Below are 15,799 nucleotides of genomic sequence, written 5' to 3'. Positions count from 1 at the left end.
CGGGGCCGTACGCCAGGTGGCTCGATCGCGTCCGCGCTGCGACCGTGAAGAGATGGCGAGGCAGGAGCCGACGGCGTACGACAGCCGCACCGACCGCTCGTTCTTCGGGCACCCGCGGCCGCTCGCGACGCTGTTCGGCGTGGAGATGTGGGAGCGCTTCTCGTTCTATGGGATGCAGGGCATCCTCGCGATCTATCTCTACTACTCCGCGTCGAGGGGCGGGCTCGGCCTCGACGAGGGCGCGGCGACGAGCATCGTGGGCGCGTACGGCGGCATGGTCTACCTGTCGACGATCCTCGCCGCCTGGCTGGCCGACCGGCTCCTCGGTGAGGAGCGGGTGCTGTTCTTCAGCGCGATCGTCATCGTCGTCGGGCATCTGTCGCTCGCGGTGATCCCCGGCCTGGCCGGGGTCGGCGTCGGGCTCGTGTGCATCGCCCTCGGCAGCGGCGGCGTGAAGGCCAACGCCACGTCGATGGTCGGTTCGCTGTACGACGCGGGCGATCCGCGGCGCGACGGCGGCTTCTCGCTGTTCTACCTCGGGATCAACCTCGGCGCGTTCCTCGGGCCGCTGCTGACCGGACTCGCGCAGACCGAGCTCGGCTTCCACTACGGCTTCGGGCTCGCCGCGATCGGCATGACGATCGGCCTCGTCCAGTACGCGATGGGGCGTCACCGCATCCCCGCCGAGACGCGGGTCGCGTCGAACCCTCTCCCGCGCGCCCAGTATGTGCGCTGGGTCGTCGTCGGTGCCTGCATCGTCGTGGTGATCGCTGGGGCTGCCCTGGCCGGGCTGCTCACGGCCGACAACCTGTCCGACGTCGTCGTCTGGGTGGTGCTGGCCTCGTCGGTCGCCTACTTCGCGGTGATCCTCTCCAGCCGCCGCATCACCTCGGTGGAGCGCTCGCGGGTGGTCGCGTTCATCCCGCTCTTCGTCACGAGCGCCGCGTTCTGGGCGCTCTACCAGCAACAGTTCACGGTGGTCCCCATCTATGCGGACAAGCAGCTCGACCGGGACATCCTCGGGTGGGAGATGCCTGTCTCCTGGGTCAACGCGATCAACCCCGTCTACATCATCGTGCTCGCCGGCGTCTTTGCCGCGCTGTGGACCAAGCTCGGCACCCGGCAGCCGTCGACGCCGATGAAGTTCGCCGGGGGAGCGATCGTGATGGGCACCGGCTTCCTGCTGTTCCTGCCCTTCGCGAACGCCGCGCCGAGCTCGGTGCCACTGACGTCGATGGTGGTGATCCTGCTCGTGTTCACCGTCGCCGAGCTGCTCATCTCCCCGGTCGGCCTGTCGGCGTCGACCAAGCTCGCCCCGCAGGCGTTCCAGACGCAGATGGTGGCGCTGTTCTTCCTCTCGGTGTCGCTCGGCAGTGCGTTGTCGGGGACGCTGGCGAAGCAGTACACGCGCCTGTTCGACGCGGGGCAGGAGGGCCGCTACTTCGGGATCCTCGGGGCGGTCGCGATCGCCATCGGGCTGGCGCTGGCGCTGATCAGCCGGTGGGTGCTCAAGCAGATGCGCGGGGTGCGCTGACCGGCTCGACGAGGAAGGCCCGACCCTCGCCCTGGACCCGGGTGAGGATCACGGTCGCGGTCACCGATCCGGTGAGCCTCAGGCGCTTCACCAGTACCTCGGGGACCACGGAGACGCCGCGCTTCTTGATGGTCAGCGTACCGACGTCGTGTGCCCGCAACGCGGCGCGCAGCTGCTTCTCGCGGTACGGCAGCTCCTCGAGGACGCGGAACGCGCGGGCGTACGGAGTCACGACAAGGGTCGCGCTGGAAACGTACGCGATGTGCGGGTCGACGAGCCAACCGCCGGTGAGTGCGGCGACCGCGGTGACGAGCCCGGCCCGGATCACCGCGTCGTCCGGCTCGTACCACCACTCGCCGGGCTCGCCCGCGGGCGTATCCTCGGGGGCGTCCTCGTCGGTGAGCGTGGCCGTTCCTTGCGGGCCCAGCAGCGTCGGGTTCAGCACGGTCGCGCGCCGCCTGGCGCCGGCGAACGCCCGCCCCCACAGGCAGGCCTCCACGAGGTCGCCACGCTCGCTGACCCACTCCGCCTCGACACCGTCCGGGACGAGGTCGTGCGCGATCCCCGGGAGCACCTTGGCGACACCGTGCCCGGCCAGCAGCGACTCGACGAACGGCCAGGGCGGGGTGAACGCCTGCGGGTCGAACGTCCGCCCTCGGCCGTCGCGGCGCGCAGGGTCGACAAAGGCCACGTCGTACGAGGCGGTGTCGACCGTGGTCGCATCCACGAGCTCGACCGTCCCGCGCAGGCCGAGCACGGCGAGGTTCTTGCGGGCCATCGCCGCGCGGACCGGGTCGAGCTCGACGCCGTGCACGTGCAGTCCCGCCCGGGCGAAGGAGACCAGGTCGGCCCCGATGCCGCATCCGAGGTCGACCAGCGTGCGCGGGCCGAGCGTCTGCAGCCGGTCTGCCCGGTGGGCCGAGACGGCGGCGCGGGTGGCCTGCTCGAGGGCGTCCGGCGTGAAGTACATCGATGCCGCCTCCGCGCCGAGCTTGGACGCGGCACGTCGGCGCAGCGCGACCTGCCCGATCGCGGCGGCGACCAGCTCGGGAGGATGCCCGGCTGCTCGCAGCCGTGTCCCGAGGGTGAGGTCGTCGACGCGCCCGTACGACTCGGCCGCCTCGTGGAGCACCCGCTGCCCCTGCGCGCCGAGGAGCAGTTCGAACGTCGCGAGCTCCATGGCCCCAGTCTGGCAGCGGCACTGATTGGCACTCTGCTTGACCGAGTGCTAGCCCCGTCCTACGGTGGGGGTTAGCACTCTCGTATCCTGGGTGCTAACGGTGCAGCGGCGCACGATCCCCGCGACGGCGTGCGTGCAAGCACCGCGCAGGACCACATTCCCAGTCATGTCGTACGGGTGAACAACCGCGTACGGGGTCACACCGAAAGGGGAGGTCGACAAGTGTCGGTCACCATCAAGCCGCTCGAGGACCGTATCGTCGTCAAGATTCTCGAGGCGGAGCAGACCACCGCATCTGGTCTGGTCATCCCGGACACCGCCAAGGAGAAGCCCACTGAGGGCAAGGTCCTGGCTGTCGGTCCGGGCCGCTTCAACGAGGACGGCGACGAGCGCATCCCCGTCGACGTCAAGGTCGACGACGTCGTCGTCTTCAGCAAGTACGGCGGCACCGAGGTCAAGTACGACGGCCAGGAGTTCCTGATCCTGTCGGCGCGTGACGTCCTCGCGGTCATCGAGAAGTAACGACCTCGCTCGCCCCGGCGGCCTCGCGCTGTTGGGGCGGGCCTGCTCGTCCGCCGCACACGGGCCCGGCTCCGGGCCCGACACACACCAGAAGGATCCCTATGCCCAAGATTCTTGAGTTCGACGAGAATGCTCGTCGGTCGCTCGAGCGTGGCGTCGACATCCTGGCCGACACCGTCAAGGTGACGCTCGGTCCGAAGGGCCGCTACGTCGTGCTCGACTCGAAGTGGGGCGCGCCGACGATCACCAACGACGGTGTCACCGTCGCGCGTGAGGTCGAGCTCGACGACCCCTTCGAGAACCTCGGCGCCCAGCTCGCCAAGGAAGTCGCCACCAAGACCAACGACATCGCCGGCGACGGCACCACCACGGCGACCGTGCTCGCCCAGGCGATGGTCCACGAGGGCCTGCGCGCCGTGGCCGCCGGCACCAACCCGATGGCGCTCAAGCGCGGTATCGACAAGGCCGTCGAGGCCGTCTCGGAGAAGCTCCTCGAGCTCGCCCGCGACGTCGACGACAAGCAGGACATGGCGCACGTCGCCAACATCTCCGCGCGTGACGCCCACATCGGCGGGCTCATCGCGGACGCCTTCGACAAGGTCGGCAAGGACGGTGTCATCACCGTCGAGGAGTCCAACACCATGGGCACCGACCTCGAGTTCACCGAGGGCATGCAGTTCGACAAGGGCTACCTTTCGCCCTACATGGTGACCGACACCGAGCGCATGGAGGCCGTCCTTGACGAGCCCTACATCCTCGTCAACCAGGGCAAGATCTCGGCCATCGCCGACCTCCTGCCGCTGCTGGAGAAGGTCGTCCAGGCGGGCAAGGCGCTGCTGATCATCGCCGAGGACGTCGACGGCGAGGCGCTCTCGACCCTGGTCGTCAACAAGATCCGCGGCACGTTCACCTCGGTTGCCGTCAAGGCTCCGGCCTTCGGTGACCGCCGCAAGGCGATGCTGCAGGACATCGCGGTCCTCACGGGTGCGCAGGTCGTCACCCCGGACCTCGGCCTCAAGCTCGACCAGATCGGGCTCGAGGACCTCGGCACCGCCCGTCGCGTCGTCATCACCAAGGACGCCACGACGATCATCGACGGCGCTGGCAAGGACGACGAGGTCGCGGCGCGCGTCAACCAGATCAAGGCCGAGATCGAGTCGACCGACTCCGACTGGGATCGCGAGAAGCTCCAGGAGCGCCTCGCGAAGCTCGCCGGCGGCGTCTGCGTCATCCAGGTGGGTGCCGCGACCGAGGTCGAGCTCAAGGAGAAGAAGCACCGCATCGAGGACGCGGTCTCCGCGACCCGTGCGGCGATCGAGGAGGGCATCGTCGCCGGCGGCGGCTCGGCTCTCGTCACCGCCGTGTCGGTCCTCGAGGGCGACCTCGGTCTGACGGGCGACGAGGCCGTCGGCGTGTCGATCGTCCGCAAGTCGGCCGTCGAGCCGCTGCGCTGGATCGCCGAGAACGGCGGCGAGAACGGCTACGTCGTGGTCGCCAAGGTCCGCGAGAGCGGCCAGGGCTACAACGCGGCGACCGGCGAGTACGGCGACCTGGTGGCCCAGGGCGTCCTCGACCCGGTCAAGGTCACCCGCTCGGCGCTGGCCAACGCCGGGTCGATCGCGGCGATGCTCCTGACGACCGAGACCCTGGTCGTCGAGAAGCCCGCCGACGACGAGCACGGCACAGGCGCTCACTCGCACTGACGTCGTTCGCGCCGCCAGCTGCGGCACGAGTCACTGGACGGCCCGCCCCTCTCCCGGGGCGGGCCGTCCGTCGTTCTGGCGCGTCGGTTCTGGCGTGTCGCGGGCGGACGTGGGACGGTATGTCCTGGCGCAGCTCGGGCGCCGTCCTGGCCCTCGGACCCGTCTCACCCCTGCCCGACCTGGAGGACGACCCCCGATGCTCCCCAGCCACCTCGCCGGCGAGGCTGACCTGACCGATCTCGCGCACCGTGCGATCGGCGACAGCGACGTCATGGATGCGTTGATGCGAGACGTCCGTACGGTCTCGCACCGCTACTGTCGCGCCCGCCTGTCGGGCTATCGCGACGGAGGGCAGCTGGCCGACGACGTCGCGCAGGAGATCTGCATCGCCGTCTTCCAGGCACTTCCGACGTTCGAGGACCACGGTGTCCCGTTCGAGGCGTTCGTGTACGCGATCGGCAGCCGCAAGGTTGCCGACGCGCAGCGCAGCGCGTACCGGTCGCGGCACATCTTCGTCGAGGTCGTCCCCGACCTCGGCGACACCGCGGCGTCGGCCGAGAGCGAGGTCCTCGACCGGTTCGAAGCGAAGGACGTGCTCGACCTCCTCGACTCGCTGCCCGAGCGTCTCCGCGAGGTGCTGGTCCTCCGCGTCGCGATGGGCCTGAGCGCGGCCGATGTCGGCATGACCATGGGTATGACGGCCGGCGCTGTCCGGATCGCTCAGCACCGCGCGCTCCAGCGGCTGCGTGCGCTGCACCGGGCCCGTGAGATCACGCGAGGGGAGGTGCGTGCATGAGCGGCATTTATGACCCCGTCGCACACGACGACGAGCTGCTCGACGCGCTGATCGCGGGCGATGTCCCGGACGACCCCGTCTTCGAGGCGCTGGCGTCGTGGCGAGCGGTCCTGCTCGACGACGCGGCTGCGACGCCGACGACCTCGAAGGAGGCTCTTCCGGCGCCCGTCCCGCTGCGCGCCGGCCGCTCGCACCGTCGCCATGTCGCCCCTGTCGCGGCCCGCCACACGCGTCGGGCCGCGACGATGGGCACGGCTGCTGCCGTGCTGTTGTCGATGGGGGTCAGCCAGGCGGTCGCCGGCAACCCCGTCGCGCCGCTGCAGTTCGTCGTCGAGCGGGCCGTAGGTCTGGGCGAGGGGCTTGCCGACCCGAACGCCAGTGACGCGCGGGCTCCGCGTACGCCTCCGGCCACCGCTGCGCCGACGTCGCCGAAGATGGTCGCCGGGCGTGCCGACGCGGACGCGCTCGCGAGCCGGTCCGTCTCCGGCGACCAGCTCGCGAGCGACGAGTCGCGCGCAGACGGTGGCGACCGCGACGAGAAGGAGCCGCAGGACAGGCGTCCGTCCGACGGGCCTCCTGCGCCCCCGGGCACGCCGCCGACCGCATCGCCCACGCCGGCCCCTCCCTGGACGCCCGACCCGAGGGAGCCGCGCGGCGAAGAGTCCGACCGCGATCGCGACGACCACGACGATGACCGGGGCCGTGGCGACGACGACCGTGGCGACCGTGACGACCGCACGAGCGATCGCGACCGGCCCTGGTGGCTCTCCGGCCTGTGGGGCTCGGAGGTCGAGACTCGGGGGTGACCGGCGCCGCACGACGTGGCGGGAAGTCTTGAGACGCAGTCGGCGTTGGAGTGCGCACGGAGGTCCTCGTTAGGATGGGGACGTCGGCGCGCAAGGAAGGGCCTCATGGATCTCAACGCGGCAGGTGTACCCGAGAAGTTCGCACCGCTGGGTCTCACGTACGACGATGTCCTCCTCCTGCCAGGGGAGACCGACGTCATCCCCAGCGAGGTGGACACCCGTGCACGGCTGACTCGTGGCATCGAGCTCAACATCCCGCTGATCTCTGCGGCGATGGACACCGTCACCGAGGCGCGGATGGCGATCGCGATGGCCCGCGAGGGCGGCATCGGGATCCTCCACCGCAACCTGTCCGTCGAGGACCAGGCCTACCAGGTCGATCTCGTCAAGCGGACCCAGACCGGCGTCATCTCCAACCCGATCACGATCACCCCCAAGGCGACGCTGGAGGAGCTCGACGAGATCTGCGGCGAGTACCGCGTCTCGGGGCTCCCGGTGGTCGACGGCGACGACAAGCTCCTGGGCATCGTTACCAACCGCGACCTTCGCTTCGTCCCGGTCGCCGAGTGGTCCAAGAAGACCGTCGGCGAGGTCATGACGACGATGCCGCTGATCACCGGCCCGGTCGACATCGACCGTGAGGACGCCGCCGAGCTGCTGCGCGCCCACAAGAAGGAGCGCCTCCCGCTCGTCGACGAGACCGGCCACCTGCGCGGCCTCATCACGGTCAAGGACTTCGTGAAGTCCGAGCAGTTCCCTCATGCGAGCAAGGACGCCCAGGGGCGTCTGCTCGTCGGTGCGGCCGTCGGCTTCTTCGGTGACTCCTGGGACCGCGCGACCGCACTCGTCGAGGCGGGCGTCGACGTGCTCGTCGTCGACACGGCCCACGGGCACGCCAGGGCACTGCTCGAGATGATCCAGCGGCTCAAGGCCGACCCGGCCACCTCCCACGTCCAGATCATCGGCGGCAACGTCGCCACGTACGCCGGCGCCAAGGCACTGGTCGACGCGGGCGTCGACGCGGTCAAGGTCGGCGTCGGCCCGGGCTCGATCTGCACGACGCGGGTCGTGGCGGGCGTCGGTGTGCCGCAGGTGACCGCGATCTACGAGGCCTCGCGTGCGACCAAGCCGGCGGGCGTGCCGCTCATCGGCGACGGCGGCCTTCAATACTCCGGCGACATCGCCAAGGCGCTCGTCGCCGGTGCCGACACGGTGATGGTCGGCTCGTTGCTCGCCGGCACCGAGGAGAGCCCCGGTGAGCTGATCTTCGTCAACGGCAAGCAGTACAAGTCCTACCGCGGCATGGGCTCGCTCGGCGCGATGTCCTCGCGCGGCAAGAAGTCCTACTCCCGGGACCGCTACTTCCAGGCCGACGTCACCAGCGACGACCAGCTCGTTCCCGAGGGCATCGAGGGGCAGGTCGCCTACCGCGGCATGCTCGGTGCCGTCGTCCGCCAGCTCGTCGGCGGTCTCCACCAGTCGATGTTCTACGTGGGTTCGCGGACCATCCCCGAGCTCCAGGAGCGCGGCCAGTTCGTCCGGATCACGGCGGCCGGTCTCAAGGAGAGCCACCCGCACGACATCCAGATGACGGTCGAGGCGCCCAACTACGCACGCTTCTGACCGCCCGTACGGGGTCGGACGGCCGCGGGTGGCCTCACTAGACTGCGGTCATGGACATCGAGATCGGCGCCGCCAAGCGCGGCCGCAGGGCGTACGCGTTCGACGACATCGCGATTGTGCCGAGCCGCCGTACCCGTGACCCCGAAGAGGTCTCGACGGCGTGGCAGATCGACGCGTACCGGTTCGAGATCCCGGTCGTCGCGGCGCCGATGGACTCGGTCATGTCGCCGGAGACCGCGATCATGCTCGGCAAGCTCGGTGGCCTCGGCGTCATCGACCTCGAGGGCCTGTGGACGCGCTACGACGACCCGGTCCCGCTCCTCGAGGAGGTGGCGACCCTCGAGCCGCGCGAGGCGACGGTGCGGCTCCAGCGCATCTACGAGGAGCCGATCAAGGCCGAGCTGATCCACGAGCGGCTCAAGCAGATCCGCGACGCGGGCGTGACCGTCGCCGGCGCGCTCTCGCCGCAGCGGACGAAGCAGTTCGCGCAGACGGTCGTCGACTCGGGAGTCGACCTGTTCGTCATCCGCGGCACGACCGTGTCGGCCGAGCACGTCTCCGGCCAGACCGAGCCGCTGAACCTCAAGGAGTTCATCTACGAGCTCGACATCCCCGTGATCGTCGGCGGCTGCGCCACGCACCAGGCGGCCCTGCACCTCATGCGGACGGGTGCTGCGGGCGTGCTCGTCGGCTTCGGCGGGGGAGCGGCACACACGACCCGTCAGGTGCTCGGCGTCGCGGTCCCGATGGCGAGCGCGGTGGCCGACGTCGCCGCGGCGCGTCGTGACTACCTCGACGAGTCCGGCGGCCGCTATGTGCACGTCATCGCCGACGGCTCGGTCGGACACAGCGGCGACCTCGCCAAGGCGATCGCCTGCGGCGCGGACGCGGTGATGGTCGGCTCGCCGTTCGCACGGGCCGCTGAGGCTCCCGGGCGAGGGTTCCACTGGGGTGCCGAGGCGTGGCACTCCGACCTTCCGCGCGGGCAGCGCATCGATCTCGGGACGGTCGGGTCGTTCGAGTCGGTCCTGTTCGGCCCGTCGACGGCGCCTGACGGCACGATGAACCTCATCGGCGCGCTGCGCCGGGCGATGGCGACGACCGGCTACACGGAGCTCAAGGAGTTCCAGCGCGTCGAGGTCGTCGTCCAGTAGCGCCTGCTCGGCGGCACGGCGGCTCGGCGTGACACCCCGCCGGGTCGGCGCTTGGATGTGAGTCATGAGCGACGACGCGGACGAGGCACGCAGGGCGGCCGAGGAGGCCGCGGCGTACACGTTCGCGCAGCCGGCGGTGATCCTCGGCGCCCTCGTCGAGGATGGCGAGGCGCGGCCGCAGGCGCAGGTGCGGATCCCTGTCGCGATGCTCAACCGCCACGGCCTCGTCGCGGGTGCCACCGGTACGGGCAAGACGAAGACGCTGCAGGTGCTCGCCGAGCAGATCGCGGCCCACGGCGTCCCGGTGTTCGCCGCCGACATCAAGGGCGACCTCTCCGGCATCGCCGTCGCCGGGACGCCGAGCGAGGCGCTGTCGGCTCGTACGGAGAGCATCGGGCAGGACTGGGAGCCGGCCGCGACCCGTACGGAGTTCTTCAGCCTCGGCGGGGCCGGGACCGGAGTCCCGATCCGCGCGACCGTCGAGGAGTTCGGGCCGACCCTGCTCGCGAAGGTCCTCGAGCTCAACGCGACGCAGGAGTCCTCGCTCGGCCTGGTCTTCCACTACGCCCACAAGCACGGGCGCCCCCTCGTCCGCCTGGAGGATCTGCGCGCCGTCGTCCAGCACCTCACCAGCGCGGAGGGCAAGGCCGACCTCGCCGAGCTCGGCGGGCTGTCGAAGGCCACCGCCGGGGTGATCCTGCGCGAGCTGGTCGCCTTCGCCGACGCCGGTGCGGACGGCTTCTTCGGGCAGCCGTCGATCGCGGTGTCGGACTTCCTCCGTCCGGCCGACGACGGCACCGGGATCGTGTCGCTGCTGGAGGTGCCGGGGGTCGCAGACAAGCCGGAGCTGTTCTCGACGTTCCTGATGTACCTGCTCACGCGGCTGTTCTCCGAGCTGCCCGAGGTCGGCGACACCGACAAGCCCAAGCTGGTGTTCTTCTTCGACGAGGCGCACCTGCTGTTCAAGGACGCCTCTGACGACTTCCTGGACACTGTCGTCCAAACCGTACGGCTCATCCGTTCGCGCGGTGTGGGTGTCTTCTTCGTGACGCAGACCCCGAAGGACGTCCCCGGTGACGTCCTCGCCCAGCTCGGCTCCCGCGTCCAGCACCAGCTGCGTGCCCACACGCCGGCCGACGCCAAGGCGCTCAAGGCGACGGTCACGACCTATCCGACCTCCTCGTACGACCTCGCGGAGGTCCTCACGCAGCTCGCGACAGGCGAGGCGGTCGTGACGGTCATGAACGAGAAGGGTGCGCCGTCGCCGGTGGCCTGGACACGGGTCCGGGCGCCTCAGGGGTCGATGGAGCCGATGCCCGCCGAGGCGATGGCAGCGGCGGTCGCGGCCTCGCCGCTGCAGGCGCGCTACGGGACGGAGGTGCCGGCGCCGGAGAAGACGCCCGAGAAGCCGAAGCGTCACAAGTCGCGCAGCACCTCACGGACGACTCGGATGTCGCCGCTGGACCGCGCCGTCGGGGAGGCGAGCCGCACGTTCGCGAGGGAAGTCGCGAAACGTATCTTCGGCAGGCGCTGACCCATTGCGCGGCGGCCGCGTCCAGCGATGCGACACCCCCGGTGACGCACCGGTTACCGGGGGGTAGCCATCGCGTGTCACCCGCTCTACAGTGGCCGCATGTCACGCCGCGATCCCCGCGCCTCGTCGCCCGGTGCGCTCCCTGCCGACCCCGAGCACGACCCCAGAGCCGCGTTCGCGCTCGACCCTGCACAGGTGCGCAGGCTGACCGCCCAGCTGCGGGCGACCTCGGGCAGCTCGGAGACCACGTACGCGCCGTTCACCGGCCAGCCGATCGCGACGCTGCCCCTGTCAGACGAGGGCGATGTGGCGGATGCGTTCGCCGCGGCCCGGGCCGCCCAGAAGATGTGGTCGCGCACCGAGCTCGCGCACCGCTCGGCGCTGCTCCTCGATCTGCACGACGCGGTGCTCGACAACGCCGACAGCCTCATGGACCTCGTCCAGTGGGAGTCAGGCAAGGCCCGCAGGCACGCGCACGACGAGGTGCTCCACGTCGCCCTGACCGCGCGCTACTACGCACGGACGCTCGATCGCCACCTGCGGACGCGACGTGTGCCCGGCGTCTACCCGCTGCTCACCCAGGCGCGGATCAACCACGTCCCCAAGGGCGTCGTCGGCATCATCTCCCCGTGGAACTATCCGCTGACGCTGGCGATCTCGGACGGCCTCCCCGCGATCGGCGCCGGCAACGCCGTCGTCCACAAGCCCGACAGCCAAACGCCGCTGTCCGCGCTCGCGGTGATCGACCTGCTGCGTGAGGTCGGGTTCCCGGCGAGCCTCTGGCAGGTGCTGTACGGCCCGGGGCCCCAGATTGGGGGCGCGATCATCGACCACGCCGACTACGTGTGCTTCACCGGCTCGACCGCCACCGGCAAGAAGGTTGCCGCCCAAGCCGCGGAGCGTCTCGTCTCGTGCTCGCTCGAGCTCGGCGGCAAGAACGCGATGCTCGTGCTCGCCGACGCCCAGATCGACCGTGCTGTCGAGGGCGCCGTCCGTGGGGCCTACTCGTCGGCCGGGCAGCTGTGCGTGTCGATCGAGCGGCTGTTCGTCGCCGACGCGATCTACGACAGGTTCATCGCCAAGCTGGTCAAGCGGATCGAGCGGATGAAGCTGTCGGCGGCCATCGGCTACGACGGAGACATGGGGTCGCTGGTCTCGCAGCGCCAGCTCGACACCGTGACGGCGCACGTCGCCGACGCGGTGAGCAAGGGCGCCCACGTCCTCGCCGGTGGGCGGCCACGGCCCGAGGTCGGCCCATACTTCTTCGAGCCGACGCTCCTCGAGGGCGTCAACCCGTCGATGGAGTGCTTCGCCGAGGAGACCTTCGGCCCGGTCGTGTCGGTCTACCGCTTCGGCAGCGAGAGCGAGGCGGTCGAGCGCGCCAACGCCGGGTCGTACGGTCTCAACGCCTCGATCTTCACCCGTGACGTCGCCCGCGCGCGTGAGCTGGCCCGCCAGATCAAGGCCGGCACCGTCAACATCAACGAGGGCTTCGCGGCGACGTTCGGCACGATCGACGCGCCGATGGGCGGCATGCGCGAGTCGGGCATCGGACGGCGTCACGGTGCCGAGGGCATCCTCCGCTACACCGAGACGCAGTCGGTTGCCAACCAGCGGCTCCTCCCGCTCACGGTCCCGCGCTTCGTCAGCGACGCGACCTACCAGAAGGCGGTGACGGCAGCGCTGCGGCTGCTGAAGAAGACCGGCCGGGCTTGAGCCCACCGGGGTGGACCTCGCACCGACTACGCTCCTGCGAGTACGTCCCTCCCCCGAAAGTGAGTCATGGCCGACCGCATCGCCGTCGACACCGATGTCCTGAACGAGGCGGGCCGCGGCCTGCGTAGGACGTACGAAGGCTTCGAGCAGACCAACGCGTGGTCGCGGCCTGACCGCGAGACCATCGCGCACAACTCGCTTCGCGACAGGCTCGAGGAGTTCGCCGACAACTGGGACGACAAACGCGAAGACATGATGGAGGCCATCAAGGGGCTCGGTGAGGCGGCGGAGGCTGCTGCCGAGGCCTTCGAGAACCTCGAGGACGAGTTCGTCAAGGCTCTGGAAGGCAAGTGATGGGACGCCGCAAAGACTGGTCGCCGCTGAGGGACAGCGATCCGACGCCCGGTGACCCGTACGACGTCCGCAAGCTTGCCGCCGACCTGCGCGGCACCGCCGACGCGATCGACGCGGCGGTGAAGGCGCTCGACAAGATCCACGACTCGGCGACCGCCTGGGAGAGTGACTCCGGCCGCGAGTTCAAGGAGAAGACGCGCGAGACCTCGGACACGATCAAGAAGGCCTACGAGCGCTACGACAAGGTGTCGAGTGCGCTCTCGACGTATGCGACGACGCTCGACACCTTGCAGGACGAGGCCGACGCCGTCATGACGCGGGCGATCACCGTCCAGGCCGAGATCGACGACGCCGAGCGTCGTGTGGACACGGCAGGGGAGGACGAGCAGAGCACGGCCGACAAAGACCTGCAGGCCGCCGAGGACAAGCTTGGACCGCTGCGCACCCAGCTCGAGGAGATCCACGGCGACTGGGACCGGGCCGGCAACACCGCCAAGAACTCGATCGACGAGGTCCTCGGCTCCGACGGTCTCAAGGACTCGACCTGGGACAACGTCGCCGGCTTCCTCAAGGGCCTGGCCGACATCATGGGCACGCTCTCCGCGATCTTGGGCGTGCTGGCGGCGATCTGTGCGGTGATCCCGTTCCTCCAACCGTTCGCTGCGCTGTTCGGCGCCCTCGCCCTCCTCACGGGCCTCGTGTCGTTGTTGGCGAACGTCGCCCTCCTCGCTGGCGGCAAGGGGTCCTGGGAGAACGTCATCTGGGACGCCGTCGGTGTGCTCAGCTTCGGCGCCGGCCGTGCGTTCACCTCCGCGAGCCGCTCGCTCGTGGCGGCGGCGCGGGGGCTCGCGAAGCCGGCCTACATCAAGTCGCTGCGGACGGCAGGTGTCTCGGCACGCAGCGCGAACCGCCAGGCGAGCCGCCTGCGCGTCACGCAGGGCGGACGCGAGGCGAAGGTGCTGGGCCGTCAGTTCGAGAACGGCCAGCTCAGCTGGAAGCCGAGAGCGTCCGACTGGAAGCAGGTCTTCTCCAACCCGTTCAAGGATGTCGCGAACCTGAAGTTCGCCAACTACGGCCTTCCCCGGGACATCGCCGCGCTTCCGCTGGTCTCGAGCGCGCTGCGCCAGTCGCGATACGTCGCCGCCGGTGCGTATGGCGTGGGTGCGATCGGCAGTATGGCCGACCTCAAGCAGATCAACGAATCGTTCGGCGGCCAGCCCAGCCCGGTCGAACGCTGACGTGGGGATTGAACCGAACGAGCGGCACCGTCCTGCCCTCCTCACGCTCGACTGCGCGCCTTGGGCCGCGTCCACGTGGCTGGAGGCAGCGCCGGGTCGGCTGATCGTACGCCGCGGGCGTCGGCGCCAGGTGCTCGACGTGTCGGGGTGCACACTGCGCGCGGTTCCCGGGGGTCCGCGAGGGGGTCGCGGGACGCTGACGGTTCTGGTCGCGTCCGACGGTGAGGTCCGGGCTGCACTCGACCACCGTGACTGGGAGGTGCTCCCCACGGACGCGGCGGCGCTGACGAAGCGGCTCGCGCAGGTGCGGACGGGTTTGGCTGAGGCACTGGGCATCCGTGTCTCGACGAAGGGATGGCGAGGAGACATCGGTGCTGTCCTCGATCGGGCCGATCGCCGAGGCGCCCGTACTGCCCTCGCCGTACAGCTCACGCTGGCGGTGGTGGCGGCCGTGTCCGTCGTCATGGCCGTCGTGCACGGCGCCGGAGGCGTGGCTGTCGTCGGTGCGCTCGCGTACCTCCTCCTGCTCGCGCTCGCCTACCGTCCGCGTCGGCGGCGGCCACCGCGGAGTCGGCGTGAGTGGGTGGTCGGTGGCCTGTTGACGCCGCAGGTGAGCGGGGTCGACGGCGGGGACCGGTTGTATGTCTGGGACCCGGTCGCCGGTCTCGCCGGCCACCTCAGGCTCGATCGACGCGCCCGCGTCGTCGTGCACCGTGGGGGTCTCCAGGTCGTGAGGCAGGGCCAGGTGCTGCTCGATGTGCCGACCGCGCAGTGGAGCGCCGAGGGGGTCGCGGAGCTGCGTGAGCGTTTGTCGGCATCACTGGCCGTCGAGGACGGCAAGCCGGTGACCGTCCTGCGTGGGCCGCCGCACGAAGTCGGGCCGTCGCGTCCCCCGCGCCCGTACGAGGCGGGGATGGCAGCGGTGCTCGGGGTGGGCCTGGCCGTGCTCACTCCAGGGCTGTACGCAGGACTACTTTTCGGCGCTGCGGCCGCAGGCGCAGCGCTTCTCGGGCTGTGGTGGGCCCAGGTCGGACGAACGAGGAGCACGACATGACTGACGACCAGCCGAAGGTGCCGCGCGACTTCACCTTCGTCCTGCCCGACGACTGGGCTCGGATCCGGATCGCCGAGCGCGACCGTAAGGCCGACATCGACCGTGTCGTCGAGCTGGTCACCGCGCAGCGGTCGGACCGTGACTCGCTGGCGCCGCAGATCCGGCGCCAGCTCGAGGACGTGACCGAGCGTCTCGACGCCGGGGCCGTCGAGATCTATCTGTCGCTGACGGCGCCGCAGGGCTATCCGATCGCCTGCTCGATGACGGTGACGCTGAGTCCGGAGGCCCCGCCGGGTGTCAGCGCCGAGGACGTGCTCGGCGGGTTCCTGATGCTGGGCGGTCCTGACGCCCAGCGCTCTGCCAGCTCGCACCTGGGGCACCCCTGCGCACGCGTCGCGCGGCAGGTCCCGGCGACTGTCGAGGGGACGCGCTTCGACACGCTCGTCGTCCAGCACGCGTTCGTCATCCCGGGCACGACCGAGTTCGTGCTGCTGGACTTCTCCACGCCCCTGCTTCCGCTCGCCGAGCCCATGTCGGCGCTGTTCGACGCCGTGGCCCGTTCTTTCACCTGGGTATGGTGAGCGC

At 70.3% G+C, this 15,799-nt stretch carries 14 protein-coding genes; 13 read left to right on the top strand and 1 reads right to left on the bottom strand.

The window, feature by feature from the left end; all coding sequences use genetic code 11:
- Positions 1 to 52: 52 nt before the first annotated feature.
- Positions 53 to 1,534, top strand: a complete 1,482-nt coding sequence (locus H4N58_RS16280) for a peptide MFS transporter (protein ID WP_167251648.1) — start codon at positions 53 to 55, stop codon at positions 1,532 to 1,534.
- On the opposite strand, the gene H4N58_RS16275 is transcribed toward H4N58_RS16280, so the two are convergent.
- Positions 1,509 to 2,714, bottom strand: a complete 1,206-nt coding sequence (locus H4N58_RS16275) for a class I SAM-dependent methyltransferase (protein WP_167251649.1) — start codon at positions 2,712 to 2,714, stop codon at positions 1,509 to 1,511. The genes H4N58_RS16280 and H4N58_RS16275 overlap by 26 nt on opposite strands.
- A gap of 222 nt (positions 2,715 to 2,936) precedes the next feature.
- Here H4N58_RS16275 and groES point away from each other — a divergent pair, with 222 nt between their 5' ends.
- From groES to H4N58_RS16215, 12 genes are all read left to right on the top strand, one after another.
- Complete coding sequence (groES, locus tag H4N58_RS16270) at positions 2,937 to 3,236, top strand: co-chaperone GroES (protein WP_167005546.1); 300 nt, start codon at positions 2,937 to 2,939, stop codon at positions 3,234 to 3,236.
- A 101-nt stretch (positions 3,237 to 3,337) separates the two neighbouring features.
- Positions 3,338 to 4,939, top strand: coding sequence for a chaperonin GroEL (groL, locus tag H4N58_RS16265; RefSeq protein WP_167251650.1), 1,602 nt, complete (start codon positions 3,338 to 3,340; stop codon positions 4,937 to 4,939).
- Positions 4,940 to 5,135: 196 nt separating this feature from the next.
- Complete coding sequence (locus H4N58_RS16260) at positions 5,136 to 5,735, top strand: sigma-70 family RNA polymerase sigma factor (protein WP_182397109.1); 600 nt, start codon at positions 5,136 to 5,138, stop codon at positions 5,733 to 5,735.
- Entirely contained in the window at positions 5,732 to 6,541 is an 810-nt protein-coding gene (locus tag H4N58_RS16255; protein WP_167251651.1) for a hypothetical protein, read from the top strand. The genes H4N58_RS16260 and H4N58_RS16255 overlap by 4 nt, the downstream gene beginning before the upstream one ends.
- A gap of 105 nt (positions 6,542 to 6,646) precedes the next feature.
- Entirely contained in the window at positions 6,647 to 8,164 is a 1,518-nt protein-coding gene (guaB, locus tag H4N58_RS16250) for an IMP dehydrogenase (RefSeq protein WP_167005539.1), read from the top strand.
- Between the two features lie 50 nt (positions 8,165 to 8,214).
- Positions 8,215 to 9,318, top strand: coding sequence for a GuaB3 family IMP dehydrogenase-related protein (locus H4N58_RS16245; RefSeq protein ID WP_167005536.1), 1,104 nt, complete (start codon positions 8,215 to 8,217; stop codon positions 9,316 to 9,318).
- 64 nt (positions 9,319 to 9,382) lie between these two features.
- Positions 9,383 to 10,852, top strand: a complete 1,470-nt coding sequence (locus H4N58_RS16240) for a helicase HerA-like domain-containing protein (RefSeq protein ID WP_167251652.1) — start codon at positions 9,383 to 9,385, stop codon at positions 10,850 to 10,852.
- A gap of 99 nt (positions 10,853 to 10,951) precedes the next feature.
- Positions 10,952 to 12,568 carry a succinic semialdehyde dehydrogenase gene (locus H4N58_RS16235; RefSeq protein WP_167005530.1) on the top strand — a complete coding sequence of 539 codons (1,617 nt, stop codon included), beginning with the start codon at positions 10,952 to 10,954 and terminating at the stop codon, positions 12,566 to 12,568.
- 66 nt (positions 12,569 to 12,634) lie between these two features.
- Entirely contained in the window at positions 12,635 to 12,922 is a 288-nt protein-coding gene (locus H4N58_RS16230) for a hypothetical protein (RefSeq protein ID WP_167005528.1), read from the top strand.
- Positions 12,922 to 14,160 (top strand): hypothetical protein, encoded by a 1,239-nt coding sequence (locus tag H4N58_RS16225; protein WP_167005526.1) that lies wholly within the window; start codon positions 12,922 to 12,924, stop codon positions 14,158 to 14,160. Before H4N58_RS16230 ends, H4N58_RS16225 begins: the two co-directional genes overlap by 1 nt.
- Position 14,161: 1 nt before the next feature.
- Complete coding sequence (locus H4N58_RS16220) at positions 14,162 to 15,214, top strand: hypothetical protein (RefSeq protein ID WP_167005524.1); 1,053 nt, start codon at positions 14,162 to 14,164, stop codon at positions 15,212 to 15,214.
- Positions 15,211 to 15,795 carry a hypothetical protein gene (locus H4N58_RS16215; RefSeq protein WP_167251653.1) on the top strand — a complete coding sequence of 195 codons (585 nt, stop codon included), beginning with the start codon at positions 15,211 to 15,213 and terminating at the stop codon, positions 15,793 to 15,795. The genes H4N58_RS16220 and H4N58_RS16215 overlap by 4 nt, the downstream gene beginning before the upstream one ends.
- Positions 15,796 to 15,799: the final 4 nt, after the last annotated feature.

It is taken from the genome of Mumia sp. ZJ1417 (genome assembly GCF_014127285.1).
Lineage (GTDB): Bacteria > Actinomycetota > Actinomycetes > Propionibacteriales > Nocardioidaceae > Mumia.
This window is presented reverse-complemented; position numbering and strand designations above follow the sequence as displayed.

What these genes read in the sequence shown, in the direction of transcription:
- H4N58_RS16280 (WP_167251648.1), top strand. Translation starts at nt 53, where the DNA reads ATGGCGAGGCAGGAGCCGACGGCGTACGACAGCCGCACCGACCGCTCG.
- H4N58_RS16275 (WP_167251649.1), bottom strand. Translation starts at nt 2,714, where the DNA reads ATGGAGCTCGCGACGTTCGAACTGCTCCTCGGCGCGCAGGGGCAGCGG.
- groL (WP_167251650.1), top strand. Translation starts at nt 3,338, where the DNA reads ATGCCCAAGATTCTTGAGTTCGACGAGAATGCTCGTCGGTCGCTCGAG.
- H4N58_RS16260 (WP_182397109.1), top strand. Translation starts at nt 5,136, where the DNA reads ATGCTCCCCAGCCACCTCGCCGGCGAGGCTGACCTGACCGATCTCGCG.
- H4N58_RS16255 (WP_167251651.1), top strand. Translation starts at nt 5,732, where the DNA reads ATGAGCGGCATTTATGACCCCGTCGCACACGACGACGAGCTGCTCGAC.
- guaB (WP_167005539.1), top strand. Translation starts at nt 6,647, where the DNA reads ATGGATCTCAACGCGGCAGGTGTACCCGAGAAGTTCGCACCGCTGGGT.
- H4N58_RS16245 (WP_167005536.1), top strand. Translation starts at nt 8,215, where the DNA reads ATGGACATCGAGATCGGCGCCGCCAAGCGCGGCCGCAGGGCGTACGCG.
- H4N58_RS16240 (WP_167251652.1), top strand. Translation starts at nt 9,383, where the DNA reads ATGAGCGACGACGCGGACGAGGCACGCAGGGCGGCCGAGGAGGCCGCG.
- H4N58_RS16235 (WP_167005530.1), top strand. Translation starts at nt 10,952, where the DNA reads ATGTCACGCCGCGATCCCCGCGCCTCGTCGCCCGGTGCGCTCCCTGCC.
- H4N58_RS16230 (WP_167005528.1), top strand. Translation starts at nt 12,635, where the DNA reads ATGGCCGACCGCATCGCCGTCGACACCGATGTCCTGAACGAGGCGGGC.
- H4N58_RS16225 (WP_167005526.1), top strand. Translation starts at nt 12,922, where the DNA reads ATGGGACGCCGCAAAGACTGGTCGCCGCTGAGGGACAGCGATCCGACG.
- H4N58_RS16215 (WP_167251653.1), top strand. Translation starts at nt 15,211, where the DNA reads ATGACTGACGACCAGCCGAAGGTGCCGCGCGACTTCACCTTCGTCCTG.